The 15,181-nt window shown below is 63.5% G+C and carries 13 protein-coding genes; 5 read left to right on the top strand and 8 right to left on the bottom strand.

Features of this window, described 5'->3' with window-relative positions; genetic code table 11:
- Positions 1-82: 82 nt before the first annotated feature.
- From lon to secA, 5 genes are all read right to left on the bottom strand, one after another.
- Positions 83-2,506: an endopeptidase La gene (gene lon / locus ACR65T_RS01380; RefSeq protein WP_434494798.1), complete on the bottom strand. Its 2,424-nt coding sequence runs from the start codon at positions 2,504-2,506 to the stop codon at positions 83-85.
- Positions 2,507-2,738: 232 nt separating this feature from the next.
- Positions 2,739-4,004, bottom strand: a complete 1,266-nt coding sequence (gene clpX / locus ACR65T_RS01375) for an ATP-dependent Clp protease ATP-binding subunit ClpX (protein WP_014890255.1) — start codon at positions 4,002-4,004, stop codon at positions 2,739-2,741.
- A 233-nt stretch (positions 4,005-4,237) separates the two neighbouring features.
- Positions 4,238-5,458 carry a 6-phosphofructokinase gene (locus ACR65T_RS01370; protein ID WP_434494797.1) on the bottom strand — a complete coding sequence of 407 codons (1,221 nt, stop codon included), beginning with the start codon at positions 5,456-5,458 and terminating at the stop codon, positions 4,238-4,240.
- 50 nt (positions 5,459-5,508) lie between these two features.
- Positions 5,509-5,955, bottom strand: coding sequence for a surface-adhesin E family protein (locus tag ACR65T_RS01365; protein ID WP_434494796.1), 447 nt, complete (start codon positions 5,953-5,955; stop codon positions 5,509-5,511).
- A gap of 19 nt (positions 5,956-5,974) precedes the next feature.
- A complete protein-coding gene (gene secA, locus ACR65T_RS01360; RefSeq protein WP_434494795.1) occupies positions 5,975-8,797 on the bottom strand; it encodes a preprotein translocase subunit SecA in 2,823 nt (940 codons plus the stop codon).
- A 533-nt stretch (positions 8,798-9,330) separates the two neighbouring features.
- Here secA and ACR65T_RS01355 point away from each other — a divergent pair.
- Both ACR65T_RS01355 and ACR65T_RS01350 read left to right on the top strand, forming a co-directional pair.
- Positions 9,331-9,624, top strand: coding sequence for a hypothetical protein (locus tag ACR65T_RS01355; protein WP_434494794.1), 294 nt, complete (start codon positions 9,331-9,333; stop codon positions 9,622-9,624).
- 44 nt (positions 9,625-9,668) lie between these two features.
- A complete protein-coding gene (locus ACR65T_RS01350) occupies positions 9,669-10,085 on the top strand; it encodes a DUF1036 domain-containing protein (protein WP_434494793.1) in 417 nt (138 codons plus the stop codon).
- A 20-nt stretch (positions 10,086-10,105) separates the two neighbouring features.
- Here the strand turns inward: ACR65T_RS01350 and ACR65T_RS01345 are convergent, their stop codons facing one another.
- Positions 10,106-11,101, bottom strand: coding sequence for a polysaccharide deacetylase family protein (locus tag ACR65T_RS01345; protein WP_434494792.1), 996 nt, complete (start codon positions 11,099-11,101; stop codon positions 10,106-10,108).
- Here ACR65T_RS01345 and ACR65T_RS01340 point away from each other — a divergent pair.
- Together ACR65T_RS01340 and ACR65T_RS01335 are read left to right on the top strand one after the other, a co-directional pair.
- Entirely contained in the window at positions 11,088-11,519 is a 432-nt protein-coding gene (locus ACR65T_RS01340) for a GNAT family N-acetyltransferase (protein WP_434494791.1), read from the top strand. The two genes, ACR65T_RS01345 and ACR65T_RS01340, sit on opposite strands and share 14 nt — an antisense overlap.
- An 8-nt stretch (positions 11,520-11,527) precedes the next feature.
- Entirely contained in the window at positions 11,528-12,511 is a 984-nt protein-coding gene (locus ACR65T_RS01335; RefSeq protein WP_434494902.1) for a zinc-dependent alcohol dehydrogenase family protein, read from the top strand.
- Positions 12,512-12,643: 132 nt separating this feature from the next.
- Here the strand turns inward: ACR65T_RS01335 and ACR65T_RS01330 are convergent, their stop codons facing one another.
- On the bottom strand, positions 12,644-14,152 hold the full coding sequence (locus ACR65T_RS01330; RefSeq protein WP_434494790.1) for an AAA family ATPase: 1,509 nt from the start codon (positions 14,150-14,152) through the stop codon (positions 12,644-12,646).
- 81 nt (positions 14,153-14,233) lie between these two features.
- Positions 14,234-14,476, bottom strand: a complete 243-nt coding sequence (locus ACR65T_RS01325) for a DUF2312 domain-containing protein (RefSeq protein ID WP_026223071.1) — start codon at positions 14,474-14,476, stop codon at positions 14,234-14,236.
- Positions 14,477-14,704: 228 nt separating this feature from the next.
- Between ACR65T_RS01325 and ACR65T_RS01320 the strand changes: the two genes are divergently transcribed.
- On the top strand, positions 14,705-15,148 hold the full coding sequence (locus ACR65T_RS01320) for an RDD family protein (protein ID WP_434494789.1): 444 nt from the start codon (positions 14,705-14,707) through the stop codon (positions 15,146-15,148).
- Positions 15,149-15,181: the final 33 nt, after the last annotated feature.

Here is a 15,181-nt window from a genome sequence, read left to right as displayed (position 1 = left end):
GCAGCGTGCATCCCAGCCGCCCAAAAGGAAAGAGCCCCGCTCTGGGAGGAGCGGGGCTCTTGAGGTGTTGAAGGCTCTGCGATCAGTGCGCGCGGACGCCGGTGCCGTCATCGTCGCTGACGGCGTGCTTGGCGATCGCGGCGGCGTCTTCCCGCCATTCGATCGGCGTCGGCTGGGAGATCAGCGCGTGCCGCAGTACCTCTTCCATGCGCGCGACGGGCACGATTTCCAGGCGGTTCTTCACCGCGTCCGGGATTTCCGCCAGATCCTTGGCGTTCTCCTCTGGGATCAGCACTTTCTTCAAGCCGCCACGCAGCGCCGCCAGCAGCTTCTCCTTCAAGCCGCCGATCGGCAAGACGCGGCCGCGCAGCGTGATCTCGCCGGTCATGGCGATGTCGCGCCGGACGGGAATGCCGGTGATGATCGAGACGATGGCGGTCGCCATCGCCACGCCAGCCGACGGTCCATCCTTGGGCGTCGCGCCTTCCGGCACGTGCACATGGAAATCGCGTCGGTCGAAGACCGGCGGTTCAACGCCGAAGTCGACCGCGCGCGAGCGCACATAGGACGCCGCCGCGGAGATCGACTCCTTCATGACGTCGCGCAGATTGCCCGTCACGGTCATCTTGCCCTTGCCGGGCATCATGACGCCTTCGATCGTCAGCAATTCGCCGCCGACCTCGGTCCAGGCGAGTCCGGTCACGACGCCAACCTGATCTTCGAGTTCGGCCTCGCCATAGCGGAACTTCGGCACGCCGAGATAATCGGCGATGTTCTCGCTCGTGATGAGGATCTTCTCCTTCTTCTTAAGAAGGATTTCCTTCACCGCCTTGCGCGAGAGGTTCGAGAGTTCGCGCTCCAGATTGCGCACGCCCGCTTCGCGCGTATAGCGGCGAATGAGGGTGAGCAGCCCGTCGTCGGCGATCATCCATTCGTCGGGCGACAGGCCGTGCTTATGCACCGCACTGGGGATGAGGTGCCTGCGCGCGATCTCGAGCTTCTCATCTTCCGTGTAGCCGGCGATGCGAATGATCTCCATGCGGTCCATCAGCGGCGCCGGAATATTGAGCGTATTCGCCGTCGTCACGAACATCACATTCGAAAGGTCATAGTCGACTTCGAGGTAATGGTCGTTGAAGGTCGCGTTCTGCTCTGGGTCCAGCACTTCGAGCAAGGCTGACGATGGATCGCCGCGGAAGTCCATGCCCATCTTGTCGATCTCGTCTAAGAGAAAGAGCGGATTGGACGTCTTCGCCTTGCGCATCGACTGGATGATCTTGCCGGGCATCGAGCCGATATATGTGCGCCGATGGCCGCGGATTTCCGCTTCGTCGCGCACGCCGCCAAGCGACATGCGCACGAAGTCGCGGCCCGTGGCCTTGGCGATGGATTTGCCGAGCGAGGTCTTGCCCACGCCGGGCGGGCCGACGAGGCAGAGGATCGGTCCCGTCAGCTTATTGGCGCGGCTCTGCACGGCGAGATATTCAAGGATGCGCTCCTTGACCTTGTCGAGGCCGAAGTGCTCGGCGTCGAGCACTTCCTCCGCCTGTCCGAGATCCCGCTTCACCTTGGAGCGCTTGCCCCACGGGATCGACAGGATCCAGTCAAGGTAGTTGCGAACGACAGTGGCTTCGGCCGACATCGGCGACATCTGCCGCAGCTTCTTGAACTCGGCGAAGGCCTTGTCGCGCGCTTCCTTGGAAAGCTTGGTGTTCTTGATGCGCTCCTCGAGCTCGGCGAGATCGTCCTTGCCGTCCTCGTCGCCCAATTCCTTCTGGATCGCCTTCATCTGCTCGTTGAGATAGTATTCGCGCTGCGTCTTCTCCATCTGGCGCTTGACGCGCGTGCGAATGCGCTTCTCGACCTGCAGGACCGAGATCTCGCTCTCCATCAGCGACAGACATTTCTCGAGGCGGCGGGCGACGCTGACCGTCTCAAGCACGTCCTGCTTCTCGGCGATCTTCACCGACAGGTGAGACGCGACCGTGTCGGCGAGCTTCGAATAGTCGTCGATCTGCGTCACCGCGCCGACGACCTCGGAAGAGACCCGCTTGTTGAGCTTCACATAGCTTTCGAATTCGGCGATCACAGACCGGCCAAGCGCTTCGACCTCGACCGGAGAGGCGAGATCGTCGGCGACGACTTCGGCGTCCGCTTCGTAATAATCGTCTGCGCGCGTGTAGGTGCGAACGCTGGCGCGCGCGACGCCTTCGACCAGCACCTTCACCGTGCCGTCGGGCAGCTTCAGAAGCTGCAACACCGAGGCGAGCGTTCCAATCGGGTAGATCGCGTCGGCCGAGGGATCGTCGTCGCCCGCGTTCTTCTGCGTCGCCAGCAGAATGAGCCTGTCGGATTTCGTCACCTCTTCGAGCGCGCGGATGGATTTCTCGCGCGCGACGAACAGAGGAACAATCATGTGCGGGAAGACGACAATGTCGCGCAGTGGCAGCACCGGATAGCTTTCGATGGTTCCGGGCATGACGGCGTCTCGCTTTTCGTTCGACATTCTTTTTGTCCTGTCCTTGACGCGTCCCGCTAAAGCGGCGGCGCGAGTCCGCAGGGCGACTTTGGCTTTAGGCCGCGATACGGTCGCCCGCCGATTTCGCGCCAGTTAAAGACCGCCGGCGGATGCGCCCGACGGCCTCGTTAACGCAAATGGTTACGCGAACAATCGATTCAAGGCGCTGCGGCGCCCAAGCTTAAACCCGCGTGCGTCGCCGTCGCTTCGTCTTCGCGCGTCAGGCGCTCGCGCCGCTTTTTTCGCTGCGTTCGGAGTAAATATAGAGCGGCCGGGCTTTGCCTTCGACGACTTCCGGTCCGATCACAACCTGCTCGACGCCCTCCAATCCTGGCAGATCGAACATCGTGTCTAGCAAGATTCCTTCCATGATCGAGCGCAGGCCGCGGGCGCCGGTGCGCCGTTCGATCGCCTTGCGCGCGACGGACGACAGCGCGTCGTCCTGGAAGGTGAGCTCGACGTTTTCCATCTCGAAAAGCCGCTGATACTGCTTGACCAGCGCGTTCTTAGGCTCGGTCAGGATCCGCTTGAGGGCGTCCTCGTCAAGATCCTCGAGCGTCGCAATGACCGGGAGGCGGCCGACGAATTCGGGGATGAGCCCAAATTTCAGCAGGTCTTCCGGCTGCACTTGCCTAAAAATGTCGCCGGTGCGCCGTTCGTCGGGCGATTGCACGGTGGCGGCGAAGCCGATCGAGGTATTGCGCCCGCGGGCGGAGATGATCTTTTCAAGCCCCGCGAAAGCGCCGCCACAGATGAACAGGATGTTCGTCGTGTCGACCTGCAGGAACTCCTGCTGGGGATGTTTGCGACCGCCTTGCGGCGGCACGGAGGCGACGGTGCCCTCCATGATCTTCAAGAGCGCCTGCTGCACGCCTTCGCCCGAAACGTCGCGGGTGATTGAAGGATTGTCGGACTTGCGCGAAATCTTATCGATCTCGTCGACATAGACGATGCCGCGTTGGGCGCGCTCGACGTTATAGTCCGACGCCTGCAGAAGCTTGAGGATGATGTTTTCGACGTCCTCGCCGACGTAGCCCGCCTCGGTCAGGGTCGTGGCGTCGGCCATGGTGAACGGAACGTCCAGGATGCGCGCCAGAGTCTGGGCCAGCATGGTCTTGCCGACGCCGGTCGGTCCGATCAGCAGAATGTTGGACTTCGCCAGCTCCACGTCGCCATGCTTGGTGGCATGGTTGAGGCGCTTGTAATGGTTGTGGACAGCCACCGAGAGAACGCGCTTGGCTTGTGACTGGCCGATGACATAGTCGTCCAGAACCTTACAAATCTCTCGCGGGGTCGGAATGCCGTCGCGCTGCTTGACCAGCGAGGACTTGTTCTCCTCGCGGATGATGTCCATGCACAATTCGACGCATTCATCGCAGATGAACACCGTCGGTCCGGCGATGAGCTTACGCACCTCGTGCTGGCTCTTGCCGCAAAAGGAGCAGTAAAGCGTGTTCTTGGAATCGCCGCCGCCGACCTTGCTCATATTGCTCTCCTATCAGGCCGGACTGCCGGGCGAATCGGCCCGAACACCTGTGTTACCGGCGCCAGACTAACAAAAAGTGGAAGCGGCTGGCGTGCCCGTTTCCCCGTCCAGTTTCGGTCGTCAGCGACGAGCGCCCGAGAACCATGACTAGTGAGTGTATTTTACACGACGGCCAAATTGCAACCTTCGCTGGAAACTCTGTTGAAGCAAGAAAGGCGCCCTCGCCGGACGGCTCAGGCGGTCAGGATCTTGGGAACCCGATTGAGCCGCAAGCGATAGGCGTCCGGCATGCCGCTTCCAAGCAAGGGGCGGAGATACATCCGGAAGGCGTCGGTGACGTCCGTGCCGCAGGGGCTAATGTATTCGTCCGCCATGACTTTTGTCTTCGCGGCGATCTCTTCAAGCGGCGTCAACCGATAGTCGACCGAATAAAAGCCGGTCCGGTGGATCGTCACCGAGCCGTCGCGGTCGCCCCAAATGGCGTATTGCACGGCCTTTTCGCCGACCTCGCGCGCCTCGCGCTGGTCGACGTCGGAAACGCAGCCGACGAAGCTCCTCTGCACATAGCCGAACGTATCGGCCCGCACCCGCTTGAAACCGAGCCGATCCTTCACCAGGCGGGTGAGTTCGTCGGCCAGCGCGCCGCCGCCGAGATGGACATTGCCGTGATCGTCGCGCTCCACCGCCTTGGCCAGCTTTTCGGCGATGGGGGTATGGTTTTCGTCGCAGACGCCTTCTGATGCCGCGACGACGCAGCGGCCGTATTTCGCCATCGTCGACTTAACGTCGGCGAGGAACTTGTCGACGATGAAGGCGCGCTCAGGGATGTAGATGAGATGCGGGCCGTCGTCGGGGAATTTCTTGCCGAGCGCCGAGGCGGCGGTCAGAAAGCCCGCATGCCGGCCCATGACGATCGCGATATACACCCCGGGGAGAGCCCAATTGTCGAGATTGGCGCCGGCGAACGCCTGCGCCACCCAGCGCGCCGCCGAGGGGAAGCCCGGCGTGTGGTCGTTGACCATCAGATCGTTGTCGATGGTTTTTGGAATGTGCACCGTCCGCAGCGGATAGCCGGCGCTTTGGGCCTCCTGCGAAACGATGCGCACCGTGTCCGAGGAATCATTGCCGCCGATATAGAAAAAGCAGCCGATCCCATGGGCGCGCAGGACGCGGAAGATTTCCTGACAATATTTGAGGTCCGGCTTGTCGCGCGTCGAGCCGAGCGCCGAAGACGGGGTGCAGGCGACGAGCTCCAGATTATGGGTCGTCTCCTGCGTGAGGTCGACGAAATCCTCGTTGATGATGCCGCGAACGCCGTGGAAGGCGCCATAGACTCGCTCGACCTCGCGAAATTTGCGGGACTCCAGCACGGCGCCGACGAGCGACTGATTGATGACGGCGGTGGGGCCGCCGCCCTGAGCGACGAGCACTTTAGAAAAATCAATGGCGGTCACGACAAGCTCCTGGAAACCCGCGGCGCTTCAACCGCGCTGCGCTTATATTCTCAGGCGCCAGACGGTTCAAATCGATCCGACCGCTCATCCGAGGACGTGCTCGCGCAGACCTTGGCGAAGAGTCCATCGTAATAGGGCGGCGCCGGCGACCATTCGTCTTTCGGCGGATATGGCTTGGTGATCTTTCCTTGGCCCATTTGGCCCTGCCGCCAGCCGCCGCCCTCGGACCTGTATTTCCGATTGGCGCAATCGAGCGACACTTTCTCGATTTCCGACAGCCCCTTTTCGGCAAGGCCGAATGCGGCGGCTTTTGGCGAGGCGGCGTTGTAATCCGTTAGCGCGTCGACCGTGACGATTCCGTCGGGCGACGTCCGACGCGAGCCGGGGTCCATATAGACTGTCGAGAAATCGTCCTTGGAGACCTGCACCCATTCGACGCGGGCCGATGCGGAAGACGCCAGCGTCGACAGGAGAGCCGAGACGCTGATCTTCCACATCGCTGTCCGCATCCTCGGCTTAGACAAGAGCGCCGTGGCAATGCTTGTATTTCTTACCCGAGCCGCAAGGGCAGGGCTCATTGCGGCCCACCTTGCCCCAAGTGGCGGGATTGGCCGCGTCGCGCGTAGGGGGCGCCTCGCTGACCGCGAGCCCGCGCGCCGAAAAATCGACCCCCGCGAGACGCGTATTGAGTTCATCCAGCGCAAGCTGCTGTCCGCCGCCGATCAGCGCCTCGGGATTTGGATGCGACATTTCCATCGGCGGCAGCTCCGGGGGCGCGGAAGGCGGGGCCTCGAAGGACACTTCGACGCGCATCAGCTGCGTGGTCACCGTTTCGTCCCACCGCGTCATCAGGCCCTTGAAGAGTTCGAGCGCTTCGGACTTGTACTCGTTGAGCGGATCGCGCTGCGCCATGCCGCGCCAGCCGATCACCTGCCGAAGGTGGTCGAGCGCGATGAGATGTTCGCGCCACAGCGTATCGAGCGACTGCAGGACGACCTGCTTCTCGATCATGCGCATCAGCGGCTCGGTGTTCTTTTCGACGCGTTCGGCGTAAGCGGCGTCGGCCGCCTCCAGCAGACGCTCCTTGAGCTCCTCGTCGGCGATGCCTTCTTCCTTCGCCCAGTCGGCGACCGGCAGATCCAGATTGAGCTTCGTTTTGACGTCTTCCGCCAGCCCGTTGACGTCCCAGGCCTCGGCGTAGGCGTCATGCGGGATGTGCTGCGACACCATCGCGTCGACCACGTCGGCGCGCATGTCGGCGGTCTGCTCCTCGACGCTCTCCTCATCCATGATTTCGAGCCGGCGCTCGAAGATCACCTTGCGCTGGTCGTTCATGACGTTGTCGAACTTGAGGATGTTCTTGCGGATGTCGAAGTTGCGCGCCTCGACCTTATGCTGCGCCTTCTCGATCGCTTTGTTGATCCACGGATGGACGATGGCTTCGCCCTCCTGCAGGCCGAGCTTCACCAACATCGAATCCATGCGCTCGGAGCCGAAGATACGCATGAGGTCGTCCTGCAGCGACAGGAAGAATTTCGAGCGGCCAGGGTCGCCCTGGCGTCCGGAGCGGCCGCGCAGCTGATTGTCGATGCGCCGGCTCTCGTGGCGCTCGGTGCCGATGATGTAGAGGCCGCCGGCGGCGATGGCCTTCTCCTTGAAGTCCGCGACCTCCTCGCGGATTTCCGCTTCCTTCTTGGCGCATGCGTCGCCTTCGAGGCCGGCGCATTCCTGCATGACGCGCATCTCGACGTTGCCGCCCAGCTGAATGTCGGTGCCGCGGCCGGCCATATTGGTGGCGATGGTGATCGCGCCGGGCACGCCGGCTTCCGCGACGATATAGGCTTCCTGTTCATGGAAGCGCGCGTTGAGCACCGCGAAAAGCTTCGACGGCTTGCCCGAACGCGCCGCCTCGTAGAGCTTGGTCAGTCCCTTGGATTCGACGAAGTCGATCATCGTATAGCCCTGCGCGAGCAGGAACTCCGCCAGCTGCTCCGACTTCTCGATCGACGTCGTGCCGACGAGAAGCGGCTGCATCCGCCCGTTCGCGTCTTGGATCTCGGCGGCGATCGCGCCGAGCTTCTCCTTGGACGTGCGATAGACCTCATCATCCTCGTCGAGGCGGCAGACCGGACGGTTCGTCGGGATTTCGACGACGTCAAGCTTGTAGATTTCAGCGAATTCGTTCGCCTCGGTCGACGCCGTGCCGGTCATGCCGGCGAGCTTGCCGTAGAGACGAAAGTAATTTTGGAAGGTGATCGACGCGAGCGTGACGTTTTCAGGCTGAACCTGAACATGCTCCTTCGCCTCGAGCGCCTGATGCAGGCCTTCCGAATAGCGGCGGCCCGGCATCATGCGGCCGGTGAATTCGTCGATGATGACCACCTCGCCCTTGCGGACGATGTAATCCTTGTCCTTCTGGAAGAGCTTATGCGCGCGCAGCGCCTGATTGACGTGATGCACAAGCGTCACGTTGTGCGCTTCGTAAAGCGCGCCTTCGGTTAGCGCGCCGGACTCGGTCAGCAGCTCTTCCATATGCTCATTGCCGGCGTCGGTCAGATGAACCGTGCGCTGCTTCTCGTCGAGTTCGAAGTCGTCGGCGTTGAGCTTGGGGACCAGCTTGTCGATCGTATTGTAGAGATCGGACTTGTCGTCGATGGCGCCCGAGATAATGAGCGGCGTGCGCGCCTCGTCGATGAGGATCGAGTCCACTTCGTCGACGATCGCGTAATTATGGCCGCGCTGAACCATCTGCGAGAATTCATATTTCATATTGTCGCGCAGATAGTCGAAGCCGAATTCGTTGTTGGTGCCGTAGGTAATGTCGCAGGCGTAGGCGGCGGCGCGATCCTCGTCCATGAGGTCATGCACCACGACCCCGACGCTCATGCCGAGAAATCTGTAGATCTGCCCCATCCATTCGGAGTCGCGCTTGGCGAGATAGTCGTTCACCGTGACGACATGGACGCCTTTGCCGGCGAGCGCGTTGAGATAGACGGCGAGCGTGGCGACGAGAGTCTTGCCTTCGCCGGTGCGCATCTCGGCGATAGCGCCTTCATGCAGCACCATGCCGCCGATGAGCTGAACGTCGAAATGGCGTTGGCCGAGAGTGCGCTTGGCGGCCTCGCGCACCGTGGCGAATGCGGGAATGAGCAGATCGTCGAGCGACTTGCCGGCGGCGAGCTCTTCGCGGAACTGGCGGGTTCGGTCCTTCAGCGCGTCGTCGGTCAGCGCTTCGACGTCCGCCTCCAGGGCGTTGATCGCGTTGACCTTCGGCGCGTAGGTCTTGAGCCGGCGGTCATTGGCCGAGCCGAAAATCTTCTTGGCGAGTGCGCCGATCATCCTTGCGAACCTTTCTCCCGAGCAGCGTCTGCCGCCTTCTCGGCGCGCCGGGGAACGGCGGCCGGCGGAACGTCGCATAATGCATGAATAACATCCGCCTGCGACATCGCGCCAACGGCGGAGCGCCGAGATCGACGCGGCGTTTCCGCCGGAGAGATAAGAGCCGCCGGAAACCTTGTCAATGTAAGGGATTTGGCGGCGCGGCGCCCCGGGCCCGTTGCGCGCGCCGCGTCCTTGAGCCATCCTTCGGGCCGCTGGAGGACGCCAGTCGTGGAAGATTCGGCCGGGGTGAGAATTTTGCCCCTGATCGTGCTTGCCTCAACTCTGGCGGCGGGCCTTGGGATCGGCTGGTGTTGGGATGCGCCAGCGCGATGGAGCCGTCGCGCGGCGGGGCGGATCATCTCGCCGGTCCCGACGCTTATGATCCAAACGGACGAAGACGGGCGCGCCGCCGGGGCCTAGCCTCGCTCAACCGTCCCGCGCCGGGCTAGCGTCGCGGCGCGGCGCGGGCGGATTTTCGAGGGGGTTCGTTCATGAGACGCAATTTTCAACTCGTCGCGGCGCTCGCCGCCGCCGCGCTTCTGCTCGCTTGTGGAGAGGCGCAGGCCCAGCGCCGCACGCCTTCCGAGGCGACGGTCAGCGGGACCGAGCATTTCGGCGATAAGCCGCCGCCAAAGGCGGTCTTGGGGCCGGCGAGCGAGAAGCCGATTACGGGCGAAGAAGACGCCCGGCCGGGCGTCGGCGAAGTTTCCAAAGAGCCGCAAGTTCCCACCAAGGCGCGGTCCATCCGCCGCGACCCTGCGGCCCAGCCCACGCCCAAACCTTAATTCTTTTCGATCGCGTCCCGCGCATTTTCGCAGGGGAGGGGACCATGCGCAGATTTTTGATCTTGTTGGCCACGCTCAGCATCGTCTGTGCGCCGAACGCCGCGCAGGCCTGGTTCAAGTTCCACAACACGACCAAGGCCACGGTGTGGGTTTCATTTCTTTGGTATTCGCCGGGCTGTTCGGACGGCGGCGACTGGACGAAAAAGGGGTGGTGGAAATTGGAGCCGGGCCAGACGAAAACCGTCTTCGGCAAAGATCTACAGAGCGTCAACACCTATTATTATTGGTACGCCGAGTCGAACGACGGCGCTGTGTGGAGCGGCCCTTTCAACACATGCGTGCCGCAGAGCGCCTATGAGTGGTGCATCAACACCTGTTGCTCGCCGACATGCCGGACGGTCGGCTTCCGCGAGAAATATATCGGCAGCTACAACAACTACACAGTTAATCTCGTCAAATAGAGGCTCGTCAAACAGGGGGCTCATGGAGCCTCATTGATCGGGCGCAGGGGCAACGGCATCACGCCGGTCTGCATCAGCCGCATAAACAGCTTTATGCCGATAGGCTCATTGCCGTTCGGGTGCACAAGCACGATCGAGCCGGGGCGGGGCCTTAGGCCGAGCGCCAGCCAGGAGTCGGCGCCGAGCGCGATGAGATGCCGGCTGCGGACGTTCTCCAGCAGCGCGGCGTTGGCGACGAGACCCGGAAAACGGAAAAACACCGACGGCGTTTCGCCTTGGGCGATGATGAGCTTTTCCGTCTCGAAAATCTCGCGATCGACGTCCACGCCCGGCCGTAGGAAGTAATTCCGCCCGTCCGGAAGGCGGCGAACATAGGGATGGCTGTAGGAATGATTGGCCCAGGCGATGTCGAGCGCGCCGCTGCGCGCCTTCTCGCGCAGCCAGGCGAAGTCGGCGCCGTGGCGGGCGATCCAGCCGCCGGAGACGGCGAGCATCACGGGCGTGCGCGGCCCCTGCGCGGCGAGTTCTTCGAAAAAGGCGCGGTCCAGCGACTTGCGGCTCGGGCAGAGGTCGCCGGTCACAAAGGCGCCGCCGCCGGCGCTGTGAATAAGGCCGGCGTTGACGAGCGCCGGCGGACGCGTCGGGTCTTGCGGCGGATGCAGCGCCTGGAGATAGCGCGCCTTGGCCTGCGCCGCATCGCTCGTCTCTTCGCAGCGCCAGCATGCCGCCCGCTCCAGCGACGTCTGCAGCGATTGCGGGTCGACCGTCAGGATCAGCGGCGTCCCGTCGACGCTCATGCGCCGGATGGCGAGCCGCATTGAGCCGCTTTCGCGCGCGCAGCTCTCGAAAACCGGCGCATAATTCTTGACGCGCGCGGCCGCCGGCGTCGGAGACGGCGCGATTTCGACCGGCGCGCAGGGGGCGTTCGCGCCAAACGCCGTTGCGGCGCCGGCGAGGCGCGCGCAAAATAGGAGGCCGAACATCCGAGTCATGCGCAAGACCATGGCCAAAAGCATCGAGATTGAGAAGCTCGCTCTGTCGATCGAAACGGCGGAATCAGCGGAGCTTTCGGCGCGTCTCGGCGCGGCGCTTGGCGAACGGTTCGGCGTGCGGGACGAAACGGCTTTCTCCATTCTGGCGCGCGGGGAAGATGGCGCGCTGATCGGCGGGGTCAATGGCCTCATCCATTGGCGATGGGCCTATGTGCGCCATCTCTGGGTGGCGGAGTCGCGGCGCGGCCAGGGCCTCGGCGCCCGGCTGATGCGGGAGGCGGAGCGCCTCGCGCGGGATCGTGGTTGCGTCGGCGTCTATATCGACACATTCGAGAAACGCGTCGCCGCATTCTATGAGAGGCTCGGCTTCGCGCGCGTGGGCGAAATCGCGGATTTTCCGCCGGGCCACAGCCGCATCTCCCTAAGCAAGCCGCTCCAATGACTGAGATCATGAAAGCGATGGTCCTGCCGCGGCCCCATGCGCCGCTCGTCATGGAGGAGCGGCCGATCCCGTCGCCCGGCGTCGGCGAGTTGCGACTCAAGATCGAGGCGTGCGGCGTTTGTCGCACCGATCTCCATGTCGTCGACGGCGAACTGACCCAGCCGAAGCTTCCGATCGTTCCCGGCCACGAAATCGTCGGGCGCGTCGAGGCGATCGGTCCGAGCGTGACTGGCTTCTCGCTTGGACAGCGGGTCGGCGTTCCCTGGCTTGGCCATAGCTGCGGGCATTGCGCCTACTGTCTGAGCGCGCGCGAAAATCTGTGCGACGATCCGCTCTTCACCGGCTATACGCGCGATGGCGGCTACGCCACCCGTACGATCGCCGACGCGTCCTACTGTTTCCCGCTGCCCGAGACCGGCGATCCGGCGACGCTCGCGCCGCTGCTGTGCGCGGGCCTCATCGGCTGGCGCACATTGAAGATGGCGGGTCCGGCGGAAGCGATCGGCATCTACGGCTTCGGCGCCGCCGCCCATATCATCGCTCAGGTTGCGATCGCTCAAGGCAAGCGCGTTCACGCATTTGTGCGGCCGGGAGACAAAGCGGCGGCGGAATTCGCGCTCTCGCTCGGCGCGGCCTCGGCGCAGGATTCTGACGCGCATTCGCCGGAGCCGCTCGACGCCACGCTGATTTTTGCGCCGGTCGGCGCGCTCATTCCGCGCGCGCTCGCCGCGACGAAAAAAGGCGGCGCGGTCGTGTGCGGCGGCATTCACATGAGCGACATTCCGAGCTTTCCATACGCGCTGCTTTGGGAGGAGCGTCGACTGCTCTCTGTGGCGAATCTCACGCGCGATGATGCGCGCGAGTTTCTTGCGCTGGCGCCGACGATTCCGCTGAACATGCATGCGACGCGCTATCCTCTGGCGCGGGCGAATGCGGCGCTCGCCGATCTGCGCGAGGGCCGGCTGCAAGGCGCCGCTGTGCTGATTCCGTAGGACGGCGCTGCATGAGGCTTCGACATGTTTCCCGTCATCGCGAGGCGCGACAGCGCCGAAGCGATCCACGCCGCCGCGCGATTCTGGAATTGCTTCGCCTTTGGCTCGCAATGACGACGGATAACGCCTGCATCATTCCGGTGAGGATATTGCGTGGCGGGACTCAAAAGCCTTTCTTATTTGGGCGGCGATGATCGCCGTATCGTTCGCGGCGTCGATCTTGAGCCATTCGATCTCGCCCATGGTTTTTTCCATCTGCGCCTCGAGCACGTCGCGCGTGGCGTCCGACACGTCGTTGACGCGCGCATCGACGCGCGCCGCGCGCCGGTCGAGATCGAGATCGAGCCAGACCCCAAAGAATGGCGCGCGTGCACGCTCGGCGGCGGCTCTTATCGCTTCGCGATCTTGAAAACGGTCGAAGACGGCGTCGACGATGACGGGCCAGCCGCGCGCGGCCGTTCGCGCCGATACGTCGAACATCTCGCCGTAAACCTGCGCCGAAACTGCGCTGGCGTAGGCCTCTTGCGGAAGACGCGCGGTCGGCGCGACGCCGAAGCGCCGCTTGCGAATGCGATCGCTGTTGATGACTCGCGCGCCGGGCGGACATCCGATGACGGGCGCAAGCGCCGCGGCGACGCTCGATTTTCCAGAGCCGCTGAGACCGCCGATGGCGATAACGGCGGCTTTGGCCGGCGCGAGCAGAGTCGTCGCGAGATCGAAATAGAGGCGCGCGCGTTCGGCGTTGTGTTGCGACGCCTCGACATGCGCGCGTATGGCGGCGCGCAGCGACATGAAGAAGGGAAGCAGCGGCAGGCCATCAGTTTCGTCGCGGGCGTCGAGATAGCGGTTCAACGCCAGATTGGCGCAGCCAGACGCGCCGACCCGCCAGAGATCCATCAGCAGGAAGCTGACGTCATACAGCACGTCGATCGTTGCGATCTCGTCGTCGAACTCGAGGCAGTCGAAGAGCGTCGGGGCGCCCTCGAACAGACAGATGTTGCGCAGCGTCAGATCGCCATGGCAGCGGCGCACCTTGCCCCGCGCCTTGCGCGCGTCCAGAAGCGCGTCCTGCGCGTCGAGGGCTCCGTTGAGGCGCGCGACAAGCGAATCGATTTGCTCGGCGCTTGCAGCCGCCGCGTTGCGCAAGCTCAAAGCCATATCGTCCAGCGTTCGGCGCATCGCCGCCGCGCCGCCCTTTTCATAGTTCGGCGCCGCTTCGTCATGGGTCTTCGCGATTAGGCGCGCCAGGGCCTCCACCATCACGGGCGTCAGGCGGCCGTCCCTCGCAATCTGTTCGAAGAGGTCTTCGTCGGCGAAGCGCCGCATGACGACCACGGCGTCGATCATCTCGCCCGCGCCGTCGAGCGCCAGCCGCCCGTCCGTCTCGCGGGTCACGCGATGCGCGCCGAGATAAAGTTCGGGCGCGAAGCTTGTGTTGAGCGTCGCTTCACGCTCGCACATCTCCCATCGGCGGCTCGGCGTCGAGAAGTCGAGATAGGGGAAGCGCACCGCCTTCTTCAGCTTATAGGCGTGGGTTCCGCAGAGCGCGACGACGGAAATGTGAGTCGTGACGATTCGCTCCGCGCCGCCGTCGAGCGAGGCGAGAAAGCGCACGACTTCATCTTGCGCGCCAAAATCCATGTGAGGTCTCGAACTTGCGCCCGCTGCCGCGCATGAGACGAGCCGTCCCCAGCGGCCAGTCCGCTTTGGGTTGGATTGAGCCTATTCCATGCCGAGCGCGGAAAGATAGAGGTCGAGGATTTCCTCCTCCTCCTCCCGCTTGTGCTTATCCAGACGGCGCAGCGACACGATCTTGCGCATCACCTTGGGGTCGAACCCGGTCCCTTTCGCTTCCGCGTAGACATCCTTGATGTCATCGCTGATCGCACGCTTTTCCTCCTCGAGCTTCTCGATCCGCTCGATGAAGGCGCGCAAATGTCCGCCGTCGACGGCGTTGCTGGTCATGTGCAATTCCCGAAGCTGCTCCGGGCGGGCTGGGCGCGCGCCGGCTGGGCGCGAGCCTTGCGACAAACCGGCGGCGCTCGTCAAGGCGGCGGCGCCACTAATCCCCGAATTCCGCACCCCGAGCGGCGCACTTGAAACCGGCCTTAAGGTCGCCGATCTTTGGCGGGCCACCAGAAAGGCCTTAAATTGATGACCGAGCGGGATCCCTTTTCCAGTCGTGAGCGCCCAATGTCCCCAATCGGGGCGCGCGCCGCGCCTTACATTCCGCCACAGGCGCTGGAGGGCGTGCGGACGCGCCGCATCATCGCCGTCATGCTCGACCTAATTCTTGTCGCGGGCATGTCGGCGGCGCTGTTCGTCGCTCTCTTTATCCTCAGCGCCGGATTGTCGGCATTCATCCTGCCGCCGCTATTCCCGATCGTCGCCTTTTTCTACAATGGTCTGACAGTGTCGGGGCGGAGAATGGCGACGCCCGGCATGGCGTTCATGGACCTGGAGATGCGCACCATGGACGGGGACCCGGTGCCGTTTCTGCAGGCGGCCGTCCATGCTGTGCTGTTTTATGTCACCTGGCTATTTCCGCCGCTGCTGCTCATCTCGCTGTTTACCGGCGACAAGCGCTGCCTGCACGACATGCTGGCGGACGTCATCGTTTTGCGGCGCTCGTCTTAAAATCCGCAACTTCGACGCCGCAAATCTCCCTTG

It is taken from the genome of Methylocystis sp. (assembly GCF_051061285.1).
Lineage (GTDB): Bacteria > Pseudomonadota > Alphaproteobacteria > Rhizobiales > Beijerinckiaceae > Methylocystis.
Note: the sequence above shows the minus strand (reverse complement) of the source record. Positions and strands in the feature narration are given on the sequence as shown.

Excerpts from the sequence above, each read along its gene's own strand:
- lon (WP_434494798.1), bottom strand. The coding sequence starts at position 2,506 with ATGTCGAACGAAAAGCGAGACGCCGTCATGCCCGGAACCATCGAAAGC.
- clpX (WP_014890255.1), bottom strand. The coding sequence starts at position 4,004 with ATGAGCAAGGTCGGCGGCGGCGATTCCAAGAACACGCTTTACTGCTCC.
- ACR65T_RS01365 (WP_434494796.1), bottom strand. The coding sequence starts at position 5,955 with ATGTGGAAGATCAGCGTCTCGGCTCTCCTGTCGACGCTGGCGTCTTCC.
- secA (WP_434494795.1), bottom strand. The coding sequence starts at position 8,797 with ATGATCGGCGCACTCGCCAAGAAGATTTTCGGCTCGGCCAATGACCGC.
- ACR65T_RS01355 (WP_434494794.1), top strand. The coding sequence starts at position 9,331 with ATGAGACGCAATTTTCAACTCGTCGCGGCGCTCGCCGCCGCCGCGCTT.
- ACR65T_RS01350 (WP_434494793.1), top strand. The coding sequence starts at position 9,669 with ATGCGCAGATTTTTGATCTTGTTGGCCACGCTCAGCATCGTCTGTGCG.
- ACR65T_RS01340 (WP_434494791.1), top strand. The coding sequence starts at position 11,088 with ATGGCCAAAAGCATCGAGATTGAGAAGCTCGCTCTGTCGATCGAAACG.
- ACR65T_RS01345 (WP_434494792.1), bottom strand. The coding sequence starts at position 11,101 with ATGCTTTTGGCCATGGTCTTGCGCATGACTCGGATGTTCGGCCTCCTA.
- ACR65T_RS01335 (WP_434494902.1), top strand. The coding sequence starts at position 11,528 with ATGAAAGCGATGGTCCTGCCGCGGCCCCATGCGCCGCTCGTCATGGAG.
- ACR65T_RS01330 (WP_434494790.1), bottom strand. The coding sequence starts at position 14,152 with ATGGATTTTGGCGCGCAAGATGAAGTCGTGCGCTTTCTCGCCTCGCTC.
- ACR65T_RS01325 (WP_026223071.1), bottom strand. The coding sequence starts at position 14,476 with ATGACCAGCAACGCCGTCGACGGCGGACATTTGCGCGCCTTCATCGAG.
- ACR65T_RS01320 (WP_434494789.1), top strand. The coding sequence starts at position 14,705 with ATGTCCCCAATCGGGGCGCGCGCCGCGCCTTACATTCCGCCACAGGCG.